Here is a 20,296-nt window from a genome sequence, read left to right as displayed (position 1 = left end):
GGAGAGCACCATGAAGAAGCTCAGCTTGATCGCCGTCGCGCTGCTGCTCAGCGCTTGCGGCGGCAGTTCGCACGACAATGGACCCGTCTTGCCACTGCCCACACCGGCCCCGGTTCTCGATGCGTTTTATATCCGCATCAATGCCTTGATTGGCAGCGCACCGGAAGACACGGAACCGCAGGATGTATCGGCGGTCAGCGTCACCGAACCGGAAGCCACGGAACCGGTTGGCGGCTAAGCAGTATGACCGGCCAGGGGACCACCTCTGGCCGGTGTTTCACATAAAAAATTGCAAGACTCGCGCACCGAGAACAACCATGTCCATCCTGAACCACCTTGCCGCTGCCTGTGCCTGCGCCTTGTTTGCGCACGCAGTGCAGGCTGCGCCCTACATTCCTGCCAGCGGCAGCACCGTGCTCGAACGCTTGCCGCGCCGCGCCGACCCTGCCCAGCAAAGCTTGCGCACCTTGCGTGCCCAGCTGGCCAGCCGGCCGGACGACCTGGCGCTGGCCACAGCCGTCGCGCGCCAGCACATTGCCACCGCACGGCGCGAAACCGATCCGCGTTACTACGGCTACGCCCAGGCTGCACTGGCCCCATGGTGGGCGCAGCCCGCGCCGCCACTGGAAGTGCGCCTCCTGCGTGCCACGCTGCTGCAGAGCACCCATCACTTTCCGGAAGCGATGCGCGACCTGGACGCTGTGGTGGCGGCCGACCCGGACAACCCTCAGGCCTGGCTGACCCGCGCCACGGTACAAACCGTGCGCGCCGACTACGAGGCAGCCACGGCCAGCTGCGCGCGCCTGTCGCGCCTGACCTCGCAACTGGTCAGCACCACATGCATCGCCGGCATTGGCGCCATGACCGGCCGCGCTGCGCCCAGCGAGGCCTTGCTTGACCTGAGCTTGCGTCGTGATCCCGACGCCGACCCGGAACTGCAAGCGTGGGCATTGACCTTGCTGGCGGAAATTGCCCAGCGCCGCGGCGAGACGGCACTGGCGGAAAAGCGCTTCAATCTGGCACTGGTGCTGACGGCACGCGACAGCTATTTGCTGGGCGCCTACGCTGATTTTTTGCTTGACGAGCAACGTCCCGCCGAAGCGCTCGCCCTGCTCAAGGACCAGGGCCGCATCGATGGTTTGCTGCTGCGCCAGGCGCTGGCGTACAAGCAAATGCCGGGCTCGGCCGATGCGTATGCCCGTGCCGTGGCCGAACTGCAGGCGCGCTTTGCTGCCGCCATGCAGCGCGGCGACACCGTACACCAGCGCGAACAGGCCCGTTACGAACTGCATGTGCGCGGCAACGCGGCAGCCGCTTTACAACTAGCCCTGCAGAACTGGGCCGTGCAAAAGGAAGCCGCCGACCTGCGTATATTGCTCGAAGCAGCCCAACAAGCAGACAACAAAGTCACCGTCAGACTTGCGTTGGATTGGGTAGCCCGTCACAAGTTCGAAGATGTCGCGCTACAGCGCCTGGCGCGCAATATGAAAGCGGGGGCATGATGCTGCGCGGCCTGCTGCTTGCCATCCTGTTGCTGATGAACGTCCCGGCGCAGGCGCACAAACCAAGCGACAGCTATCTGACCTTGCAAGTGAACGGCGCGCGTGTGGACGGGCAGTGGGACATCGCCTTGCGCGATCTGGACTTCGCGCTCAACCTCGATCAGGATGGCAACGGTGAGCTGACCTGGGATGAAATTCGCAGCCAGCACGATGTCATTGCCGACTACGCCGTGAGCCACCTGGCGCTGGCCAGCGGCACGCAACAGTGCCCCATCCGCGCTGGCGAACAACTGATCGACAACCATACCGACGGCGCTTACACCGTGTTGCGCTTCAGCGCCACCTGCCCTGGCGCCCCTGCCGCGCTGACAGTCCATTACCGCCTGTTTGCCGAGCTCGATCCGCAGCACAAGGGTTTGCTTCAGCTGCGCGCGAACGGTCTGACCTCCACCGCTATTTTCAGCCCAGATCGTGCGCGCCAGATTTTGTCTTTGAGCACGCCGAGCCGATTCACGCAGTTTGCGGACTACGTCAAGAACGGCGTCTGGCACATCTGGATTGGCTACGACCACATTCTGTTTCTGCTGTCGCTACTGCTGCCGGCGGTGCTGCTGACATCGAAGGACCAGGCGCAAATCCGAACACTGCGCGCAGCAACCATGGACGTGTTGAAGGTCGTCACCGCATTCACGCTGGCCCATTCGCTGACGCTGACCCTGGCCAGCCTGCACGTGGTGGCGCTGCCCTCGCGCTGGGTTGAAAGTGCCATTGCCGCGTCGGTGATCCTGGCGGCACTGAACAACCTGGTGCCGATCTTCCACGGCAGGCGCCCGCTGGCGGCATTTGTCTTCGGCCTGATCCATGGTTTCGGCTTTGCCAGCGTGCTGGCCGACCTGGGCCTGCCCCAGGGTGCACTGGCGCTCTCGCTGCTGGGATTCAACGTGGGTGTGGAACTGGGGCAACTAGCGATCGTCGCGCTGTTCCTGCCCCTGGCCTTCCTGAGCCGGCGCACCTGGTTCTACCGCCAGCTCAGCACCAGTGGTTCGGCCCTGATTGCACTGGTGGCTACTGTCTGGCTGGTGGAGCGCGTTTTCGATCTAAAAGTATTGCCGGTGTAAAGAGTAAGTGCGTGGTCTTTGGGCGGTCTCGTGTGAAGTTGACGGGGACCGCCCTTTTTTTATCTTCCATCGAATATTGAAGTTGCAGTGCAACAAACAGCATTTCAGACTAAAATCATGGATCCTTATAGTAAATACAGCCTAAGTAGCGCCAATCATGATCACGCCAGATATCGAAAATACCAATGTCACTTCCTTCGCCACGATGCCCACGCCGGAGGAACTGCACGCCCGCCTGCCCCTGACCGACAGCGCGTTCAACACGGTCATGAAAGGGCGCGAAGAACTGCGCAACATCATCGATCGTAAAGACAAGCGCCTGTTCGTGGTCGTGGGCCCGTGCTCGATCCACGACCCGGTTGCCGGCCTGGATTACGCGCGCCGCCTCAAGGCCCTGCAAGCCGAAGTGGCCGACACCATGCTGCTGGTCATGCGCGTGTATTTCGAAAAGCCACGCACCACCACGGGCTGGAAAGGCTACATCAACGATCCGGATATGGACGATTCCTTCCGCGTCAACGTGGGCATGGAAAAAGCACGCCAGTTTCTGCTCGACGTGTGCGAACTGGGCTTGCCCACCGCCACCGAAGCGCTGGACCCGATTTCGCCGCAGTACCTGGGTGACCTGATTGCCTGGACCGCCATTGGCGCGCGCACCACCGAATCGCAGACCCACCGTGAAATGTCGTCCGGCCTGTCGACGCCCGTCGGCTTTAAAAATGGCACCGACGGCGACATCAGCATTGCCATCAATGCGATCCTGTCGTCAGCGCATCCGCACTCCTTCCTGGGCATCAACGGCCAGGGCAAGGTATCGATCGTGCGTACCAGCGGCAACGCCTACGGCCACGTGGTGCTGCGCGGCGGCGACGGCCGTCCGAACTACGATTCGGTCTCGATCGCCATTGCCGAACAGGCGCTAACCAAGGCCAAGTTGCCAGCCAACCTGGTGGTCGATTGCTCGCACGCAAACAGCTACAAGAAGCCGGAACTGCAGCCGCTGGTCATGTCGGACGTGGTCCAGCAGATCCGCCACGGCAACCAGTCGCTGGTAGGCGTGATGATTGAATCGAACCTGGTGGGCGGCAATCAAAAGATCCCGGCCGACCTGTCGCAGTTGAAATACGGCTGCTCGGTGACGGACGGCTGCATCGATTGGGATGCCACCGAAGCCATGCTGCGCAAGGCCCACGCGGAACTGCTGCAGCGTCCTTAAGCGCGCTCAGACGTGCGGCGCGACGGCGAAATGGCCGGCCAGCGCCGCCTCTGCCCGGCTGGCAGGAGCATTGAGTTCATTGGCATCAAGGTAGATTTTTTCGCCTTCCACCTTGATGCTGTACACGCGCGCATCGTCACCTTCCAGGCAAGCCCGCAGCTTGCCATCTTCCGTTTGACACAAGGCCACGCCCGGCAGTTCCTGCCATGCCAGCCCGCGCGCCACGCGTACGCCCTTGTGCGGCAGCACGTCCCTGATCCGGCACACCGCTTTCCATGATGGTTCCATCTCGCCCTCCTTTCGCACCTAAACCATAGACGTAGCAAGAGCGGTGCCAGCGGCACTTGCCCGGGCCGGCCGGGGCGTCGATGGCCTGCGTGCTTTACAATGGCGCATTCAGCCCTTCTTTTTGCACCTTCCATGATCGTTCTCGGCGTCGAATCCTCCTGCGATGAAACCGGCCTTGCGTTGTATGACACGCAACGTGGCCTGCTGTCTCACGCCCTGCACTCGCAAGTGGCCATGCACGAGGAATACGGCGGCGTGGTGCCGGAACTGGCCTCGCGCGACCATATCCGGCGCGCTATTCCCTTGCTGGAACAAACCCTGGCCGGCGCCGGCGTGGCCATGGCCGACATCGACGCCATCGCCTACACCCAGGGGCCGGGCCTGGCTGGGGCCCTGCTGGTGGGCTCGTCCATCGCGTGCAGCCTCGGCCTGGCGCTGGACAAACCCGTGCTGGGCGTGCATCACCTCGAAGGCCATCTGCTGTCGCCCCTGCTGGCCAGCGACCCACCCCAGTTCCCGTTTATTGCCTTGCTGGTGTCTGGTGGACACACCCAGCTGATGCGGGTGGACGGCGTTGGCCAGTACACCTTGCTGGGCGAAACGCTCGACGATGCCGCCGGCGAAGCCTTCGACAAGTCGGCCAAGCTGCTGGGCCTGGGCTATCCGGGCGGCCCGGCCATTTCGCGTTTGGCCGAGTTTGGCGACCCGACTGCCTACAAATTGCCGCGCCCGATGCTGCACTCCAAGGATTTCAACTTCAGCTTTTCGGGCTTGAAGACGGCTGTGCTCACCGTGGTCAAGAACCACGAAGAAAAAGTCATCGCCAATATTTGTGAGCAGGACAAAGCCGATATCGCGCGCGGTTTTGTCGACGCCATCGTGGATGTGCTGACCGCCAAATGCGTCAGTGCACTGCGGCACACCGGCCTGAAGCGGCTGGTGATCGCTGGCGGCGTGGGCGCCAATAGCCAGCTGCGTGCCTCGCTCAATGCGGCGGCAGCGGCAAAAAAATTCAAAGTGTTTTATCCGGAGCTGGAGTTTTGCACCGATAACGGCGCCATGATTGCCTTTGCCGGCGCCATGCGCCTGCAGATCAATCCGCAGGCCGCCAAGCGCGACTACAGCTTCAATGTGCGCCCGCGCTGGCCGCTGGATGAGATCAAGGTAGTCTGAAAACCCGGAACTCGCAGCCGCGCCGCTGATCCTACCGTGTACCGCCATTTTCCAAAGAATGGCACTATCGCCCGGTTGTGTTTTTCCGGAGGTGAAGTATGCGTGTTGTCAGTTGGAATATTCATTGGGGCTGTGGCAAGGATGGACGCATTCGTATCCATGCGATCATTGATGTACTGCGGAAATTAAATCCCGATGTAATCTGCCTGCAAGAAGTCGCATCCAACCATGCCGAGCTTGAAGGCAACGCCAACGCCAACCAGTTCCGGCAGCTGGCCGGCGCCTTTGGCGGCTATCAGCCCGTCATCGAGCCCACCAGCGAAATCTATCAAAACAATATGCCGCGCCAGTTCGGCAATCTGCTGTTATCCAAATACCGTATCAACCAGGTGCACCGGCATTTGCTGCCATGGCCGCCTGACCCCGACCATCCGGCCGGCATGCCGCGCGGCTTGATTGAAGCGGTGGTCGACGCGCCCGGCGGCAAGGTGCGCGTGCTGACCACCCATCTCGAGTATTACTCGCCCGTGCAACGCATGGCGCAGGTGCGGCATATTAAATATTTGCATTGGGAAGCATGCGAGCGGGCGCGCATTTTTCAGCCCGATCCCACGCTGGACCCGCCCTACCAACTGGGTTTCCGGCCCGGGTCCGCCATTTATTGCGGCGACTTCAACTTCACACCCGGGTCGCCCGACTATCAGGAATTGCTGGCGCCCGATGACAGCATTGCCTTGCCGCTGGTCGATGCCTGGCGGCTCAAACACCCCGAGATTGCGCGCGCGCCAACGGCGGGTATTCACGGCTTCAAGTGGCCGGAACGGGCCGATTGTTTCGACTACTTTTTTGTGACCGGGGATCTGGCGGACCGGGTGGTGGAGTGTGAGGTGCAGTCAGAGACGGCAGCATCGGATCATCAGCCGATTGTGCTGGATTTGAGCTGACGTCGTCCTCGCGAAGGTGCTGGCGCATGCGCCAGCCCCATACCACGCTGAACAACTTCGGTGACATGGTATAGGTCCCCGCCTTCGCGAGGACGATGTAGAGGTTTGCTAGCGTGCGCTGCAATCTCACTGATCAATCAAGCAGCCTGCTTCTGCACCTTCGCCTGCCGCCGATACAAAAACTCCAGCACCGTACTGCGGTACTCCAGATACAGCGCATCCTGCGCCAGCGCCAGCCGATCCCGCGGGCGCGCGAGCCGCACTTGCACGATCTCACCAATGGTCGCTGCCGGTCCATTGGTCATCATCACAATCCGATCCGACAGCAGCACGGCTTCGTCCACATCATGGGTCACCATCACCACGGTCGAGCCGGTCTGGCTGACGATGCGCAGCAACTCGTCCTGCAAGTGCGCGCGCGTGAGCGCGTCCAGCGCGCCGAAAGGTTCATCGAGCAACAACACCTTCGGCTCCATCGACAAGGCCCGAGCGATGCCGACGCGCTGCTTCATCCCCCCGGAAATTTCATGCGGACGCTTGCTGCTGGCTGCAGTCAAGCCCACCAGCGCCAGCGCCGCGGCGGTGCGCTCGCGCAACTGATGCTTGCTTTCCCTGCCCCCGAATACGCGCTCCACCGCCAGATAGACGTTCTCGAAGCAGCTCAGCCAGGGCAGCAGCGAGTGATTTTGAAACACGACCGCCCGCTCCGGCGAGGGCCCGGCAATTTCACGGCCTGCGCAAATCAAAGCCCCTTCGGTGGCGCTGGTCAAGCCGGCCAGCAGATTCAGCAGTGTCGACTTGCCACAGCCTGAGTGACCGATCAGCGTGATGAATTCGCCTTGCGCAACGGTGAGGTTCACCTTCGTCAGCGCGTGAAAAGCGCCCTTGCGCGTATCGAACACCATTTCGGTGTTGGTGACTTCGATGAATTTCTTGTTCATCTTAATTCTCCACTTCGTCGTAGGTGAAGGCTTTGGCCAGCGCCACCAGTGCCTGCTCCAGGATCAGGCCCACTACCCCAATCACCACAATAGCAATGATGATGTGCGGCACATTCAAGTTGTTCCATTCATCCCACACCCAGAACCCGATGCCCACGCCGCCCGTCAGCATTTCTGCGGCCACAATCACCAGCCAGGCAGTGCCGATCGCCAGCCGAACGCCGGTCAGCATGTACGGCAACACCGAGGGAAACAGGATGCGGGTCAGGATTTTCCACTCCGACAAATTGAGCACACGCGCCACGTTCATGTAGTCCTGCGGCACGCGCTGCACGCCAACCGCGGTGTTGATGATCATGGGCCAGATCGAGCAAATGAAGATCGACCAGATCGCCGCTGGATGCGCTGACTTGAACACCAGTAAGCCAATCGGCAGCCAGGCCAGCGGCGAGACCGGCTTGAGCAAGCTGATGATGGGATTGAACATGCCACCCAAGAACCGGAAGCGCCCAATCAGAAAGCCCAGCGGAATGCCCACCAGCGCAGCCAGGCCGAAGCCAAGCGCGACGCGCTTGAGCGAAGCCAGGATATTCCAGCCGATGCCCTGGTCGTTCGGACCATTGCTGTAGAACGGGTCGGCAAACATCTTGACCGCTTCCACATACGTCACATACGGCGTGGGAAACGCACTGTTATTGACCGACAAAATCTGCCAGATCAGCAACAGCATGCCGATGCCCAGCAAGGGCGGCAATACCTTCAGGGCCAGCGCGCGCGAGCGCGATTTGCCATTGGCCAGCGTGATGCCCTTGCTGGCCAGGCGTTCGCTGCGCGGCACCCGGTCCGGCAGCGCTTGCTCAAGCGGCGGCGCAGCTGGTGTGCGCAAGACCGACTCCATGACTGCACTCATTGCGACCTCCCTGTTTAGACTTTGATTTTGAATGCGTCGGCGTAGGCCTTGGGGTTCTTGCCATCCCATACGACTCCGTCAATCATCTTCACGCTGCGCATGGGCGACTTGGGCACGCTGACCTTGGCCATGGCCGCCGCCTCCGCATACAGCTTGATCTGATTGACACTGGTCGCCGTCGCCAGATAATCCGGCTCGCCTTTCAGCAAGCCCCAGCGTTTGTGCTGCGTCATGAACCACATGCCATCGGACAGGAAGGGATAGTTGACCAGACCATCGTTGAAGAACTTCATGTAGTTCGGATCGTCCCACGTGCGGCCCATGCCATTCTGGTAGCGCCCCAGAATGCGCTGGTTGATCACATCAACCGAGGTGTTCACATACGATTTGTCGGCAATCGTGTCCGCCATTTTGGTCTTGTTCTGCAAGCCGGCATCAATCCACTTGCTCGCTTCGAGCACGGCAGCAATCAAGGCGCGCGCTGTATTCGGGTGCTTTTTGGTCCATTCCAGCGTGGTGCCCAGCGTTTTTTCGGGGTGGTCTTTCCAGATATCCTGGGTCGTGGCAGCAGTGACGCCCACACCATCGACAATGGCGCGGTGGTTCCAGGGCTCACCCACGCAGAAGCCGTCCATATTGCCGACCCGCATATTGGCCACCATTTGCGGCGGCGGCACGGTGATCACCTTGGCGTCCTTCATCGGGTGGATGCCATAGCTGGCCAGCCAGTAATACAACCACATGGCGTGGGTGCCGGTCGGGAAAGTCTGGGCAAAGGTGTATTCGCGCTTGTCCGTCTGCATCAGCCTGGCCAGGGAGGGGCCGTCCACGCCGCCCTTGTCCGACAGCTTTTTCGCCAGCGTGATGGCCTGGCCGTTGTGGTTCAGGTTCATCAGGATCGCCATATCCTTCTGCGCGCCGCCAATGCCGGCCTGCACGCCGTAAATCAAGCCGTACAGCACGTGAGCGGCGTCCAGCTCGCCATTGACCAGCTTGTCACGCACGCTGGCCCAGGATGATTCTTTCGATGGCACGATCTTGATGCCATATTTCTTGTCAAACCCCAGGACCGAGGCCATCACCACCGAAGCGCAATCGGTCAGGGGAATAAAGCCGACCTTGACGGTCTCCAGTTCGGGTTTGTCGGATCCGGCAGCAAACACGCCGCCACTGGCCAGGCCGGTCAGCGAGGCGGCAGCGCCCGCCTTGAGCACATTGCGGCGGCGTAGATTGGTATTGTCTTCGGTCGTCATAGATCCTCTCGTGGGCTGTCGGCTGGTCCGGGACGGGCAGACGTGCGCTGCCCTTGCCGGTACTTCAGCAATTGGCGTGCCAGGAGGAAATTGGGGGGGCGAGGCGGGTCAGAACGGCAGTCAGTGCCGTCCTGATGATTTTTTCAGCACCGTTTGTGTGCGCCGCACCAAAACAGCACGGCGGCGCACGACAAGGCGGCTTAGCGCGTGACCTTCACGCCTTTCCAGAAGGCGACGTGGCCGGCAATCTGCTTGGCAGCATCAAAGGGCGCGTGGTAAATCCAGACCGCGTCCGGATTGGCGCTGCCGTCCACCGCCAGACTGAAGTAGTTGGCCGTGCCTTTCCAGCCGCACTTGGTTTGCGTGCTGCTGGGCTGCAGGTATTCCTGGCGCACTGCCGACATCGGGAAATACACATTGTTTTCGACGATATGGACTTCATCGTCGCGCGCTTCGGCGATCACGGCGCCGTTCCAGGTGGCAGTTGGCATCTCAGGCTCCGGTTTGTGCGGCAATCTGACGCAACGCCTGCTCGAACACTTCAGGCGGCTGTCCGCCCGAAATCAGGTGGCGCTGGTTGATGATAATGGCAGGCACGGCAGAAATGCCCTGGCGCTGGAAGAATTCTTCCTCTTCGCGCACTTCGTCGGCGTAAGCGCCGCTCGCCAGTACTTCGGATGCCTCGGCCGTATCCAGGCCGACTTCGCCTGCCACGCGCACCAGCACTTCATGCGAACCTGGACTCTCGCCCTTGGTGAAATAAGCTTCAAACAAGGCCATTTTCAGCTCGCGCTGGCGGCCCTGCAGATCGGCCCAGTGTAAAAGGCGGTGGGCGTCGAAGGTGTTGTAAATCCGGCTACGTTTCCCCATGTCGAACTGAAAGCCCAGCTCGGCGCCGCGGGCACGAATCATTTCGCGTGTTTGCGCGCCCTGCGCTTCGCTGGCGCCGTACTTGCGCGCCAGGTGTTCGCCGATGTCCTCGCCTTCGGGCACCATCTGCGGGTTCAGTTCAAAGGGATGGAAATGCAGGTCGGCGCTGACGGCGTCAGCCGCGTTGGCCAGCGCCTGCTCCAGCGACTTCAGGCCAATCACGCACCATGGACAGGAAATATCGGAGACGAAATCAATACGCAGCTGGTTCACGGCTAGGCCCTCGGGAAATTAAGTTGCCTATTTTAGGCCTTGCCGCAAAAGCGTGCCGCGGACTACTTCTTTTTGCCGTTTGGCTTGGCGCCGGGTGCTGCGGCCTTGCTGCCGATGCGGCTTTCCTTGCCGGCCATCAGATTGGCGATATTGCCGCGGTGACGCAGGACCAGCAATACGCTCATGGCAACAACCGCCAGCAATTGTTCCAGCCGGTCGGTACCGAACAGCAGACCATAATAGAACGGCGCGAAGATCGCCGAAATCAGGGCGGCCAGCGAGGAATAGCGGAACGCGTAGGCAATCACCAGCCAGGTCACCAGGGTGGCCACGCCGATCCAGACGTTCAAGCCCAGCAGTACGCCCAGCGCGGTCGCCACGCCCTTGCCGCCAATAAAGCGGAAGAACACCGGATACAGGTGGCCCAGGAAGACCGCAATGGCCACCAGCGCGATGCCCAGGTCGCCCACGCCGTACTGTGCGCCCAGCAACTGTGCCAGCCAGACTGCGAACCAGCCCTTGGCGCCGTCGCCGATCAGGGTGGCAATGGCCGCCTTTTTGTTACCGCTACGCAGCACATTGGTCGCGCCCGGGTTCTTGGAACCGTAGGTGCGCGGGTCCGACAGGCCGAAGGCATGGCTCATCACCACGGCAAATGAAATCGAGCCGATCAGGTAGGCAACGAGGGTGAAAATAGCTGTATTCATGGGTCTCTCTATTGTTATGCCCGCATGTGCGGGTGCCGGGCGAGAATATACACCATCGCCGGGAGCGTCAGCTTACCTGAGCCCCTCCCTCAGCGGCAAGCAATATGGCAGCCTCAGAGCGTGGTTACCCGTGGCGCATCGAGGTAACGCGCTACCTCCGCCAAAAAATTGTCCAGCGTCGGTGCCGGGCCTGGGCCAAGCACGGTGTTCTGCCAGTCGGCGTCTACCGAGCGCATGACGGTCCCGCCGCCCATCGAGGTCTGGCCCAGGACGAAATAATCGACCTTGCCACTGGCTTCGTCTTTGACCACAGCGGAAAAATATGGCGCCAGGACCCAGGTGCCCACCGAATTGCGCACTTCGACAAACGACAGGCCAGACAAATCCACCGGCACTGGGTCGGGATAGGCGAGCACCAGACAGCTGCGATTCCCGATCTGGGTGACCGGTTGCCAGCGGTACTGCGCTGCTGCGGCGGCATCGGGACGAATTTTGAGCGCCTTGCAGGCCAGCTGGTAGAACCATGCGTTGGCCGCATCGGGCGAGCTACGCACCTTCTCCGTCAGCGCAGCTAGCTCATTGTGTGCGTACCTGGGGAACACCTCGTACGCGACGTTATACGACAGCTGCTCCAGCGACGGGCGCGCCTCGCGCTTGAGAAAACTAAACAGTCCCATCGATTTTCCGTTCCAGGTGGCGTGGTTGATCCCGCCATTCTAGCGCGGACGCTACCAGTTCGGCGTGGGCGCAGGCACCCCTTGTGGCGGGCCGTCACCGCGTTGGACCATCCAGCCACCGTCGAGCAGCCAGTCATGCAGCCGGTCTGGCCAGCGCTGCACCGACACCCGCTCCGAGCGCGCTCCCATATTGAAGGCATGATCGGTGTCGGCATACAGGTGCAACTCGGCCGACACCCCTGCCCCCACCAGTTGCTGGTACAGACCAATGGCCGGCGGTGCGCAGCACTTGTCCACGGCGCCCGCCACAATGAATGCTGGCGGCGCACCCTCAATTGCCCTGGCCGGCGAGCCTAGCGGCCCTGGGTACACCAGCACCTGGAAATCGGGACGCGCACTGGTGCGTTCGACGAGGTCTGCGCCCGATGCTGGTGGCGCTGGATTGTCGGCCACCAGGGCAACCAGTTCACCGCCGGCGGAAAAGCCCATCACGCCCAGCCGCTTCGGATCGATACCATATTGCGTGGCGTTAGCGCGTACCAGCCTGACCGCGCGCCGCAGATCGGCAGCGCCATGGCCTTCGATCGTGTAGCCGGCGTCGCCGTCGCGCGCCAGCCGGTACTTGAGCACAAAGGCCGTTACGCCAAAGCGGTTCAGTGCCTTTGCAGCAGCCACGCCCTCGTTGACCATCACCAGTATGCGGTGCCCGCCTCCTGGGACGACAATCACGGCGGCGCCATTGGCATGCCGTGGATCGGCCTTGAACACCGTCAGCGACGGGTCATGCACATTGCTGACGTAAGTGTCGCGCACCGTTTCCGGCTCGTTGCGACGGCTCTCGGAACCTGGCGCACCAGCTGGCCACAGCTTGACGGTCGTTTGCGCCGCGCATGGCAGTGCCAGCGCCGCGGCAAGCAGCAACACCGCCTTCATGGCTGCACCGCGTACAGAGAGCGGTGGGTCAGGATAAACAGCCTGCGCCCACCCTCGCCACCAAACACCAGCTGCAGCGGGCGTTCGGGTACGTCAATGCGCCCGGCCTCCTTGCCGTCAGCGTCATACACGAAGACCTGGCCGTTGGCGACATAGGTCTTGCCGTCGCTCCCAACGACGGCGCTTTCGCCGCCACGCCTGGCCAGCAGTTTGAGGCCGGTAATCGCGCCGCCCTCCCCCACCACACCACTGAAGGTGCGGTTTTCCGACCCATTGGTAAACACCACACGTTCGCCGACCTTGCCCGTCACAAAACCATTGGCCTGCACCGAATCGGTCCAGCGCCAGCCCAGATGGTCCTTGGGTCCCTGACGCCAGATGCGGAAGGCCGGCATGACGAGACTGCCGTCCGGGGACACGTATTCATGCGTTTTGGCGGTCCCGACCTCGCGCGCGAACAGCTCGGCCAGCGTATTGAATTCGTAGGTATCCGGGTTGAGCTGATCGCGGAACTCCCCATTGACCCACCAGTTCACGGGCAGCACGGTGCGCGCACCTGCACGCGCCTGCACCGGCGTCGGAGCGATCATGGTCAACTGGTCCGACGGCGCATCCGGGCGGAAGGAGTAGACGCTGGTCTCGGGTCCGAACGACGATTGCACGAACAAGGCACCGCTGGCGTCAATGGCCAGGTTGACGGGATCGAGCGGTGCATCGCGCACCACCTCCAGACCGCGCGGTCTGGTCCAGCTGTAAATGCGGTTGAATTTGCGCTCCACAAAATACAGCTTGCCTTTGGCGTCGGCTACTGCGCCGCCAAGCGAGAAGAAGCCGTCGGCGAGCTTTTCCACCTTGTGCGCGCTAGGCCTTCCAATCACCGGCTTTTCGCCGATATCGAGCACCGCGAACTCACGCTCGCGCACAAAGGCCCTGGCGCTGACATCTTCAATCGCGTTCTCGAACGGGAATTTGCTGGCGCGCAGATACGTGCCACATCCTTTGTCGTCGCAACCGGCGAATCCGCTCTCGCCGTTCACATGCACATTACGGAAGCGAATGTTATGCGAGTTGTGCAGCTTGACGGCCGTCACCGCAGGCTTGATCGATCGGGTGACGCGGTAGCCATGGTAGTTCGCAAACAGGATATTGCGCGAATTGCGTATCTCGAGCGATACCGCATCCATCCCGTCACGCACTTCCTGCTCGGTTTGTGGTGCAAAAAAATCCCAGTTCTCGACCTTGTCCAGGACGATCTCGGCCCGAATGTGGTGCTCGGCCGATAGTTCGTAAACTTTGCCCGGCGTGCTGGTGTCGCTCACATAGAACCCAGCCTGGGCGAAGGTACTGGGCGACCACATGCCGACAAACGTCCCGCCACCGCCGTCGGTCACCCATACGCTCGGGTACTGGCGGTCCCAATGACTGGTTTGATCAAAGTCCGCCGTTTTCTGGTAGGGGTCCTTGCGGCTGCCGTCATACAGCACCGTGCCGTGGCCGCCCTGAATGCGCACGTCGTCCACCAGCGAAGCTGCGCCCGCCTTCCACAACAGGGCCACGGCGCGCGGATTGACTTCGCCGCTGGCCAGGCCGATGCCGGTCACGATCGCGTCCCCGCCCTTGGCGCTTGCCAGCATCGCCCGGGGCGTGCCGACACCGGCATAGGCCGGCGCGCCGTTTGGCAGAACCAGCTGGGTCAGGCCGGGATGCAGGCCAACGAGAACGGTATCTGGTTTCATCCGCAAGGTATCGCTGATCATGTAAAAGCCCAGCGGCAGATACACGACCCGCTGGCTGTCGATTGCCTTTTGCAGCGCCGCCGTGTCGTCCGTCTGGCCATCGCCCCTGGCGCCGTACTTGCGGGCATTGGCCCATTCTGCCGTTGGCGGCAAAGCGCGCATCACGTTTGGCAAAGCTGCGGGCAACTGCTTGAGCGGCGCGGCCTGCATGCTGGTGCCAAATTTGCCCACACTGGCGAGACCAGGCAGCATCAAGCCGTAGTTGAATTCCTTCACCTTGTAGTTTGGCCCCGCACCTGGCACTTGCCTGCCGCTGTCGCGAAAGCGCGCGAAGGTCGGCACATTGGCTGCCAACGCATTCTGAAAGCCGACCTGGGTGTACACGTTGTCTTCATTGCTGATGATCAGAGCAGCCTTCGAGACGTTCTCGAACCGCACATCCGATCCCCACAGCCAATCGCCATATCCCCGGTCGATCTCGATGCCAACCGGTGTATTGCGGATCGTTGTATTGGCCAGTGTCAGGCCGGCTTCGTGCTCTCGGATGGCCGCGTCGCGCTGACCGTCAAAGGTGGCGTCCATCAGCGTGTACTGCCATGCGGGCGACGTTTTCTCCGACACGATGCCATAGCGCCCCCCAAAGAACTTCAGATCGTAGCCCACATTGCCGACGTTGTAGATGCCGGCAAACGCGGACCCGAGCCGAAAATCAATGTGCGACAGATTGGAATGCTGAGCCGTGCGCTGGCGTACCGCAGCCGCGCCCGGATTGCCTTCGCCGATCTCGAAATCCACGTTCGACAGGGCCGAATAGAAGGTCGACGAATTCGCATCGCGCACGTTCTCGCTGTACGGCACTGCGCTGGCCACCGGCACCGGCACTTTGCCCGTGTTGTACTGATCGCCGCCCATGAACACGACCATCGTGCCCACGCCCTTCTGGAAGCCGGGGGTATCTTTTGCCAGCACAAACACGGGACGGGTGGATCCAACACCATACAGGCGCACGGCCAGCGGAATCAGAATCGAACGGGTGATCCGGTAGCGTCCCGATGGCAGGAACACCACGCCACCAGTGCCCTTGTTTGCGGCCTGGTCGAGCGCTGCCTGAATGGCGGCGGTATCGTCGCTCTGGCCGTCGCCAGTGGCGCTGACCTTGATCGCGCGCGGGTCGTCCGGCATGTTCTGGATTGCGGAAACGGATGCACTGGCTGAACCAATCGGCCCAAGCAGCGCCAGCGCCAGCAGCAGCGGCTGAAATGTCTTTGTCATGTTTGTCCTTGAAGAGCTATACGCACAGCGAAAGAAGCATTACAAACAACAGGCCGAATAATCCGACCAGCGTTTCCATCAGTGTCCAGGAACGGAAGGTGTCCTTGATCGACAGGCCCATGTACTCCTTGAACATCCAGAAGCCGGAGTCGTTCACGTGACTGCACATCAGACTGCCCGCGCCGACGGCGAGCACCATCAGACTTGCATCGGTTCCGGTACTGACGACAACCGGTGCCACAATGCCGGCGGCAGTCAGGCCCGCGACCGTGGCTGAACCAAGGCAGACCCGTAGAATCAGCGCGATCAGCCAGCCCAGCACCAGGGGATGGACCGGCAGCGTACTTAGAGCAGCGCCCAATTGCGCACTCACACCGGTCTCCACCAGCACCTGTTTGAGTGCGCCCGCGCCAGCGATGACCAGCAGGATCGGCGCCACATCGCGCAAGGCCTCGCCGGAACCGGTCATGATGACCGACAGGCGCCGTCCGCGCATCAGCCCCAAGGTGACGGCGGCGCTGGCGAATGCGAGCAGCATGATGATCAAGGGATTCGCAAAGAACCCGACCAGGGAATTGACTTGAGCGCTTGCGCTGGGATACAGGATCAGCACCGTGAAGCCGCCCAGCAGCCAGACCGGCAGCAGCGCGCTGGCAAAGCTGTTGAAGGTCCCTGGCAGCTCAGCCTCGGGTTTGGGATCGGCTTTGAACAGAGCCGAGGTTTGACCCTTGATGTTCTTGAGCGTCATCGCAAACAGCGGCCCTGCAATCAGCAAGGTAGGAATGCCCACCACAATCCCCAGCAGGAGTGTGCGCCCGATGTCGGCGTGGAACTGTCCGGCCAACGCCGTGGGTGAAGGATGCGGCGGCAAAAAGCCGTGTGCAATCGACAGGCCGCACACCAGCGGAATTGCCAGTGCCACAGCGGGCCGGCCGCTCTGATACACCAGCGAGAATACCAGCGGTACCAGCAGCACGAAGCCGACGTTGTAGTACAGCGGAATGCCGGCCACGAAGCCGGTGATCATCAGCGCCAGCGGCACGCGCTTTTCGCCGAACAGGGCAATCAGGTAGCTGGCGATGCGCTGCGCGGCGCCGCTGTCGGCAATCAGCTTGCCAAACACGGCGCCCAGGCAAATGATCACGGTCAGCGAACCAAGCAAGTCGCCAATACCTTTCTCAATCGCCTTGGGGATGTTCGCGATTGGCATGCCAAGCAGCAGCGCGGCAACCAGTGCGGTCAGTACGAACGCGATCAGGGGCTGCACCTTGGCCCAGGCGATGATCACGGTAAGCAGGCATACGGAAAAAAAGACGGCGAGCATGGACCAGGTCACTGGCGCCACGCCGAAATACGCCGCCGAAGGGGATACGAGCGTCATTTTCACCTCAAGCGCCTTCCGCTTGCGCAGGCGTGGACATCGCACTGACATGTCGTGTCAGCGAGCGCACGCGCCATCACGGCGCATGTGTGCGATGGCTCCCCGCCTGCGCGAGGACGACAGTGGTTTAGAACTGGTAGCGCAGGCCGGCCCGGTAGGTGCGTCCCAACACGTCATACAGCGCCGGGTTGAGCGCATAGCTCGGGTTTTCCTGTGGCGCCGCCACCGGGTCGCGATTGGCCACGTTGTCGATCTTGGCGTACAAGGTCACCGCCTTCGACATCTTGTACGACACGCCAAAGTCGACATAGAACGCACCCTTCATCTGATTGTTGAAGATGGTGCGGTTGTTCGCCGTCGATACCGGGCAGTTGGTCTGGCATTCGATGAACTCATTGCTGTACACGCCATCGCTGATCCAGCGTTCTGCCAGGTTCACACTCAGCTTGTCCCAGTCCCACGATTGCGAGGCCAGTACTTTCCAGTCAGGGGTGTTACCCAGATTGACGCCTGCGCCTTCGGTTGGAATCGTGTTCGGGATGCCCGATTTGGTCTGGAAGCTTTCCATGTGCGTGGCCAGCGCCCGGAACGTCAGGCGCCCGGGAATGCCCAGCGGGTTGGGCTGGGTGCGGTACGCCAGTTCCAGGTCGTAGCCTTTGCTGCGCAGCGAAGCCAGGTTAAACGCCTGGGCCGTGACAAAATTGCTGCCCGCGGGACCAGTGAGCTGCTGGGTCGCGCAGATTTCCTGGTTGCCGGCCACGCACAGATCCACCAGGGTCTGGTTCGGCAGGCTGGAAATCACATCCTCGACCTTGACATCAAAATAATCGAGCGATGCAGAAAAACCGGGCGCCCACGACGGCTGGTTCAGCACCAGACCAATTACCGTGTTGCGCGCGATTTCAGGCCGCAGGTTGGTGTTACCCACTGTGCGTTGCTGAATCTGCACCGACTGGCCGCCAAAATTGACAGCTGCGTTGATGACCACTGGCGCCGCATACAGCTCCGACAAATTCGGCGCCCGCACATCCTGCGACGTCACAGCGCGCACGCGCCAGCCATCGAAGCCGGTATTCCAGGTCGCGCCCACTTTCCAGCTATCGACGCCGCCGGAGGTACTGTAGTGGGTTTTGCGCCCAGCCAGATTGAGGTTCATTTCGCCAAACGTCGCCGACTTGAGAACCGGGATATTTGCTTCCAGATAGGCTTCACGCACATTGTAGGCACCGCGGCCGTTATGGTAATTCCCCGCGTACCAGTGATTGCCCTCGGGCTGGCTCAGGATCGGATCGGCCGGGTACTCGGGCGTGTTGGGGCTGTCCGCGAAAACGCCGTTGCCGTACGGGTCACCGGTAACGAAGTACTGTTCGCGGCGCCACTCGGCACCTGCGGCGATGGCAACCGGCCCGGCCCAGGATTCGAACGGTTCACCGGTCAGGTTGAAGCTGGCCACGTCCTGCTTCTGTTTTGAATACTGGCGTGGACCGTTGGACGGCGCAATGTAGGCCCAGGCGGCAGGGTCGATCGGCACGTTGCCAAACACGTTGATCGGCTTGCAGCCGCTGGCGACGGCGGCCGGGTTGGCACACTGGATCGAGCCATCCTGCGCGCGCACGGCCTGAATGGCCGCGTCGTAGCGCCGGTTCAGCGTCATGTTGTCGACGTTGATCTCGATTTCGTTTTCGCCGTGCTGCAAGTAGCCGTTGTAGCCCCATTCCTTGCCGGCCAAATTGAACATCCCTTCAGCGCCGGCGACCACCCGCTTCATGGTGCGCTTTGGATTGACGTCGATGAATTGCGGGAAGTTGGCGTTGGTGGTCCCGTACCGGAAGGTGGTGATGCCGGCCTGCGTGCACTGGTCGCGCACTGACTGCGGCAGGTAAGGGTTATCGCAGCGCATGGTCAGATTGCCTTGCTTGGCCGCGCCCGGATTAGGCGAGAAATTCGCATCCACCTCGCTCCAGCTGGCGGTTGCGTAGATCTCGTTCCTGTCGTCCAGCTGGAAGCCTGCACGGCCGTACAGCACCTTGCGCGTCAGGTCCATGCCCAGGCTGGTGCCGGCGCCCACGTTGCCACTCAGGTCACCGCCCTGGCAGAATGAGCCAACGCAGTTGGTCCCGTACTGGAACTGGCTGGGCGCGCCGTTTTCGCCAAAGGTGGTACCGCGCAGCGGACCTTCGGTAATCAGGCCGTACTTGGCGTACTGAATCTGCTGCGCATTGTCGATTGCTTGCAGCTGCGGTTTGCCGTCGGTGGTCGCGCCAAAGCCACGGTTGGTGAAGACGGTGCTCTTGTACCAGTCACGCCCGTTGGCAGCGTTGCCACCAAAGCCAGGATTGGGCACGCCCTTCTCGCGGCCGTACTCCGCGCTGCCCACCAGGTGCAGGCGGTCGCCCATGAAGGCATTGCCGAATGCGGTCTGCACGGTGCCGTGCTTGTCATCGCTGTAGGTGGTCTGGCCGCCTTCCAGGTTGGCCTTGAAGCCTTTGAATTTTTTATCCGTGATGAAGTTGACGACACCACCCACGGCGTCGGACCCATACGATGCGGATGCGCCGCCGGTGACCACGTCGACGCGCTTGATCAATAGCTGCGGAAACTGGCTGACGTCGGTCACGCCGCTCACGTTGGCACCCACCACGCGCTGCCCGTCGAGCAGGGTCAGGGTGCGGATCGGACTCAGGCCGCGCAGGGACAATGAAGACAAACCCTGGGTGCCGCTGCTGGTGCTGAAGGCGCCGGTGGTGCGGCCCGTGCTGCCCTGCAGCGCAGGCAGTTCGATCAATGTATTGAATACGTTCGGCTTGGCGTTCTTTTCAAGGTCGGCCGCAGACAGGGTGGTGGTTGGCGTGGGCTGCGAGAAGCCGCGCGAGGCGATGCGCGAGCCCGATACCGTGATCACTTCGATTTTCTCGGCGCTCTGGGCGGCGGCCGGTGTGGCAGCCGGCGCGGCGGCATCGGGGGCGGCTTGCTGGGCAAAGCCCGGCGAAGCCAGCGACCAGCATGCGCTGGCCACGGCAAGGTGCATCACAGTCCTGCGGCTTGGTACGTTCATGTGTTGTCTCCAATTTTTATCATTTATAGTCGCGCGGCTTGTACTGA

General features: G+C 61.7%; 18 protein-coding genes. 6 read left to right on the top strand and 12 right to left on the bottom strand.

Annotated features, from left to right (window positions below):
- Positions 1-10 precede the first annotated feature (10 nt).
- From BUC24_RS01065 to BUC24_RS01050, 4 genes are all read left to right on the top strand, one after another.
- The gene (locus BUC24_RS01065; RefSeq protein ID WP_073212241.1) at positions 11-238 is read left to right on the top strand and encodes a hypothetical protein; all 228 of its coding nucleotides are present in this window, start codon (positions 11-13) and stop codon (positions 236-238) included.
- A gap of 79 nt (positions 239-317) precedes the next feature.
- Entirely contained in the window at positions 318-1,502 is a 1,185-nt protein-coding gene (locus BUC24_RS01060; RefSeq protein ID WP_073212240.1) for a tetratricopeptide repeat protein, read from the top strand.
- Positions 1,502-2,620 (top strand): HupE/UreJ family protein, encoded by a 1,119-nt coding sequence (locus tag BUC24_RS01055; RefSeq protein WP_073214597.1) that lies wholly within the window; start codon positions 1,502-1,504, stop codon positions 2,618-2,620. The genes BUC24_RS01060 and BUC24_RS01055 overlap by 1 nt, the downstream gene beginning before the upstream one ends.
- A 157-nt stretch (positions 2,621-2,777) precedes the next feature.
- A complete protein-coding gene (locus BUC24_RS01050) occupies positions 2,778-3,836 on the top strand; it encodes a 3-deoxy-7-phosphoheptulonate synthase (protein ID WP_073212239.1) in 1,059 nt (352 codons plus the stop codon).
- A gap of 6 nt (positions 3,837-3,842) precedes the next feature.
- Here BUC24_RS01050 and BUC24_RS01045 read toward each other — a convergent pair whose 3' ends face one another.
- Positions 3,843-4,124, bottom strand: coding sequence for a hypothetical protein (locus BUC24_RS01045; protein ID WP_073212238.1), 282 nt, complete (start codon positions 4,122-4,124; stop codon positions 3,843-3,845).
- 132 nt (positions 4,125-4,256) lie between these two features.
- On the opposite strand from BUC24_RS01045, the gene tsaD reads away from it, so the two are divergent.
- A complete protein-coding gene (tsaD, locus tag BUC24_RS01040; RefSeq protein ID WP_073212237.1) occupies positions 4,257-5,297 on the top strand; it encodes a tRNA (adenosine(37)-N6)-threonylcarbamoyltransferase complex transferase subunit TsaD in 1,041 nt (346 codons plus the stop codon).
- A 98-nt stretch (positions 5,298-5,395) separates the two neighbouring features.
- A complete protein-coding gene (locus BUC24_RS01035; protein ID WP_073212236.1) occupies positions 5,396-6,241 on the top strand; it encodes an endonuclease/exonuclease/phosphatase family protein in 846 nt (281 codons plus the stop codon).
- Between the two features lie 137 nt (positions 6,242-6,378).
- Here BUC24_RS01035 and BUC24_RS01030 read toward each other — a convergent pair whose 3' ends face one another.
- The 11 genes from BUC24_RS01030 to BUC24_RS00980 all read right to left on the bottom strand — a co-directional run bounded on the left by BUC24_RS01030 (position 6,379) and on the right by BUC24_RS00980 (position 20,249).
- A complete protein-coding gene (locus tag BUC24_RS01030) occupies positions 6,379-7,182 on the bottom strand; it encodes an ABC transporter ATP-binding protein (RefSeq protein WP_073212235.1) in 804 nt (267 codons plus the stop codon).
- Position 7,183: 1 nt separating this feature from the next.
- Entirely contained in the window at positions 7,184-8,092 is a 909-nt protein-coding gene (gene ntrB, locus BUC24_RS01025) for a nitrate ABC transporter permease (protein ID WP_073212234.1), read from the bottom strand.
- A 14-nt stretch (positions 8,093-8,106) separates the two neighbouring features.
- Complete coding sequence (locus BUC24_RS01020) at positions 8,107-9,345, bottom strand: CmpA/NrtA family ABC transporter substrate-binding protein (RefSeq protein WP_073212233.1); 1,239 nt, start codon at positions 9,343-9,345, stop codon at positions 8,107-8,109.
- 200 nt (positions 9,346-9,545) lie between these two features.
- Positions 9,546-9,836, bottom strand: coding sequence for a DUF427 domain-containing protein (locus BUC24_RS01015; protein ID WP_073212232.1), 291 nt, complete (start codon positions 9,834-9,836; stop codon positions 9,546-9,548).
- 1 nt (position 9,837) lies between these two features.
- Complete coding sequence (locus BUC24_RS01010) at positions 9,838-10,488, bottom strand: DsbA family oxidoreductase (protein WP_073212231.1); 651 nt, start codon at positions 10,486-10,488, stop codon at positions 9,838-9,840.
- A 62-nt stretch (positions 10,489-10,550) separates the two neighbouring features.
- Positions 10,551-11,195, bottom strand: a complete 645-nt coding sequence (gene plsY, locus BUC24_RS01005) for a glycerol-3-phosphate 1-O-acyltransferase PlsY (RefSeq protein ID WP_073212230.1) — start codon at positions 11,193-11,195, stop codon at positions 10,551-10,553.
- 113 nt (positions 11,196-11,308) lie between these two features.
- The gene (locus tag BUC24_RS01000) at positions 11,309-11,872 is read right to left on the bottom strand and encodes a hypothetical protein (protein WP_073212229.1); all 564 of its coding nucleotides are present in this window, start codon (positions 11,870-11,872) and stop codon (positions 11,309-11,311) included.
- A gap of 51 nt (positions 11,873-11,923) precedes the next feature.
- Positions 11,924-12,805: an alpha/beta hydrolase gene (locus BUC24_RS00995; RefSeq protein WP_073212228.1), complete on the bottom strand. Its 882-nt coding sequence runs from the start codon at positions 12,803-12,805 to the stop codon at positions 11,924-11,926.
- Entirely contained in the window at positions 12,802-15,813 is a 3,012-nt protein-coding gene (locus BUC24_RS00990; RefSeq protein ID WP_073212227.1) for a glycosyl hydrolase family 28-related protein, read from the bottom strand. Before BUC24_RS00990 ends, BUC24_RS00995 begins: the two co-directional genes overlap by 4 nt.
- A 16-nt stretch (positions 15,814-15,829) precedes the next feature.
- Positions 15,830-17,194 carry a GntP family permease gene (locus tag BUC24_RS00985; protein WP_229447938.1) on the bottom strand — a complete coding sequence of 455 codons (1,365 nt, stop codon included), beginning with the start codon at positions 17,192-17,194 and terminating at the stop codon, positions 15,830-15,832.
- Between the two features lie 127 nt (positions 17,195-17,321).
- On the bottom strand, positions 17,322-20,249 hold the full coding sequence (locus BUC24_RS00980; protein ID WP_073212226.1) for a TonB-dependent receptor domain-containing protein: 2,928 nt from the start codon (positions 20,247-20,249) through the stop codon (positions 17,322-17,324).
- Positions 20,250-20,296: the final 47 nt, after the last annotated feature.

Origin of the sequence: Massilia sp. CF038, from assembly GCF_900129765.1 — a bacterium.
Classification (GTDB): domain Bacteria; phylum Pseudomonadota; class Gammaproteobacteria; order Burkholderiales; family Burkholderiaceae_D; genus Telluria_A.
The sequence above is the reverse complement of the archived record's forward strand: the minus strand, read 5'-3'. Positions and strand labels throughout refer to the sequence as shown.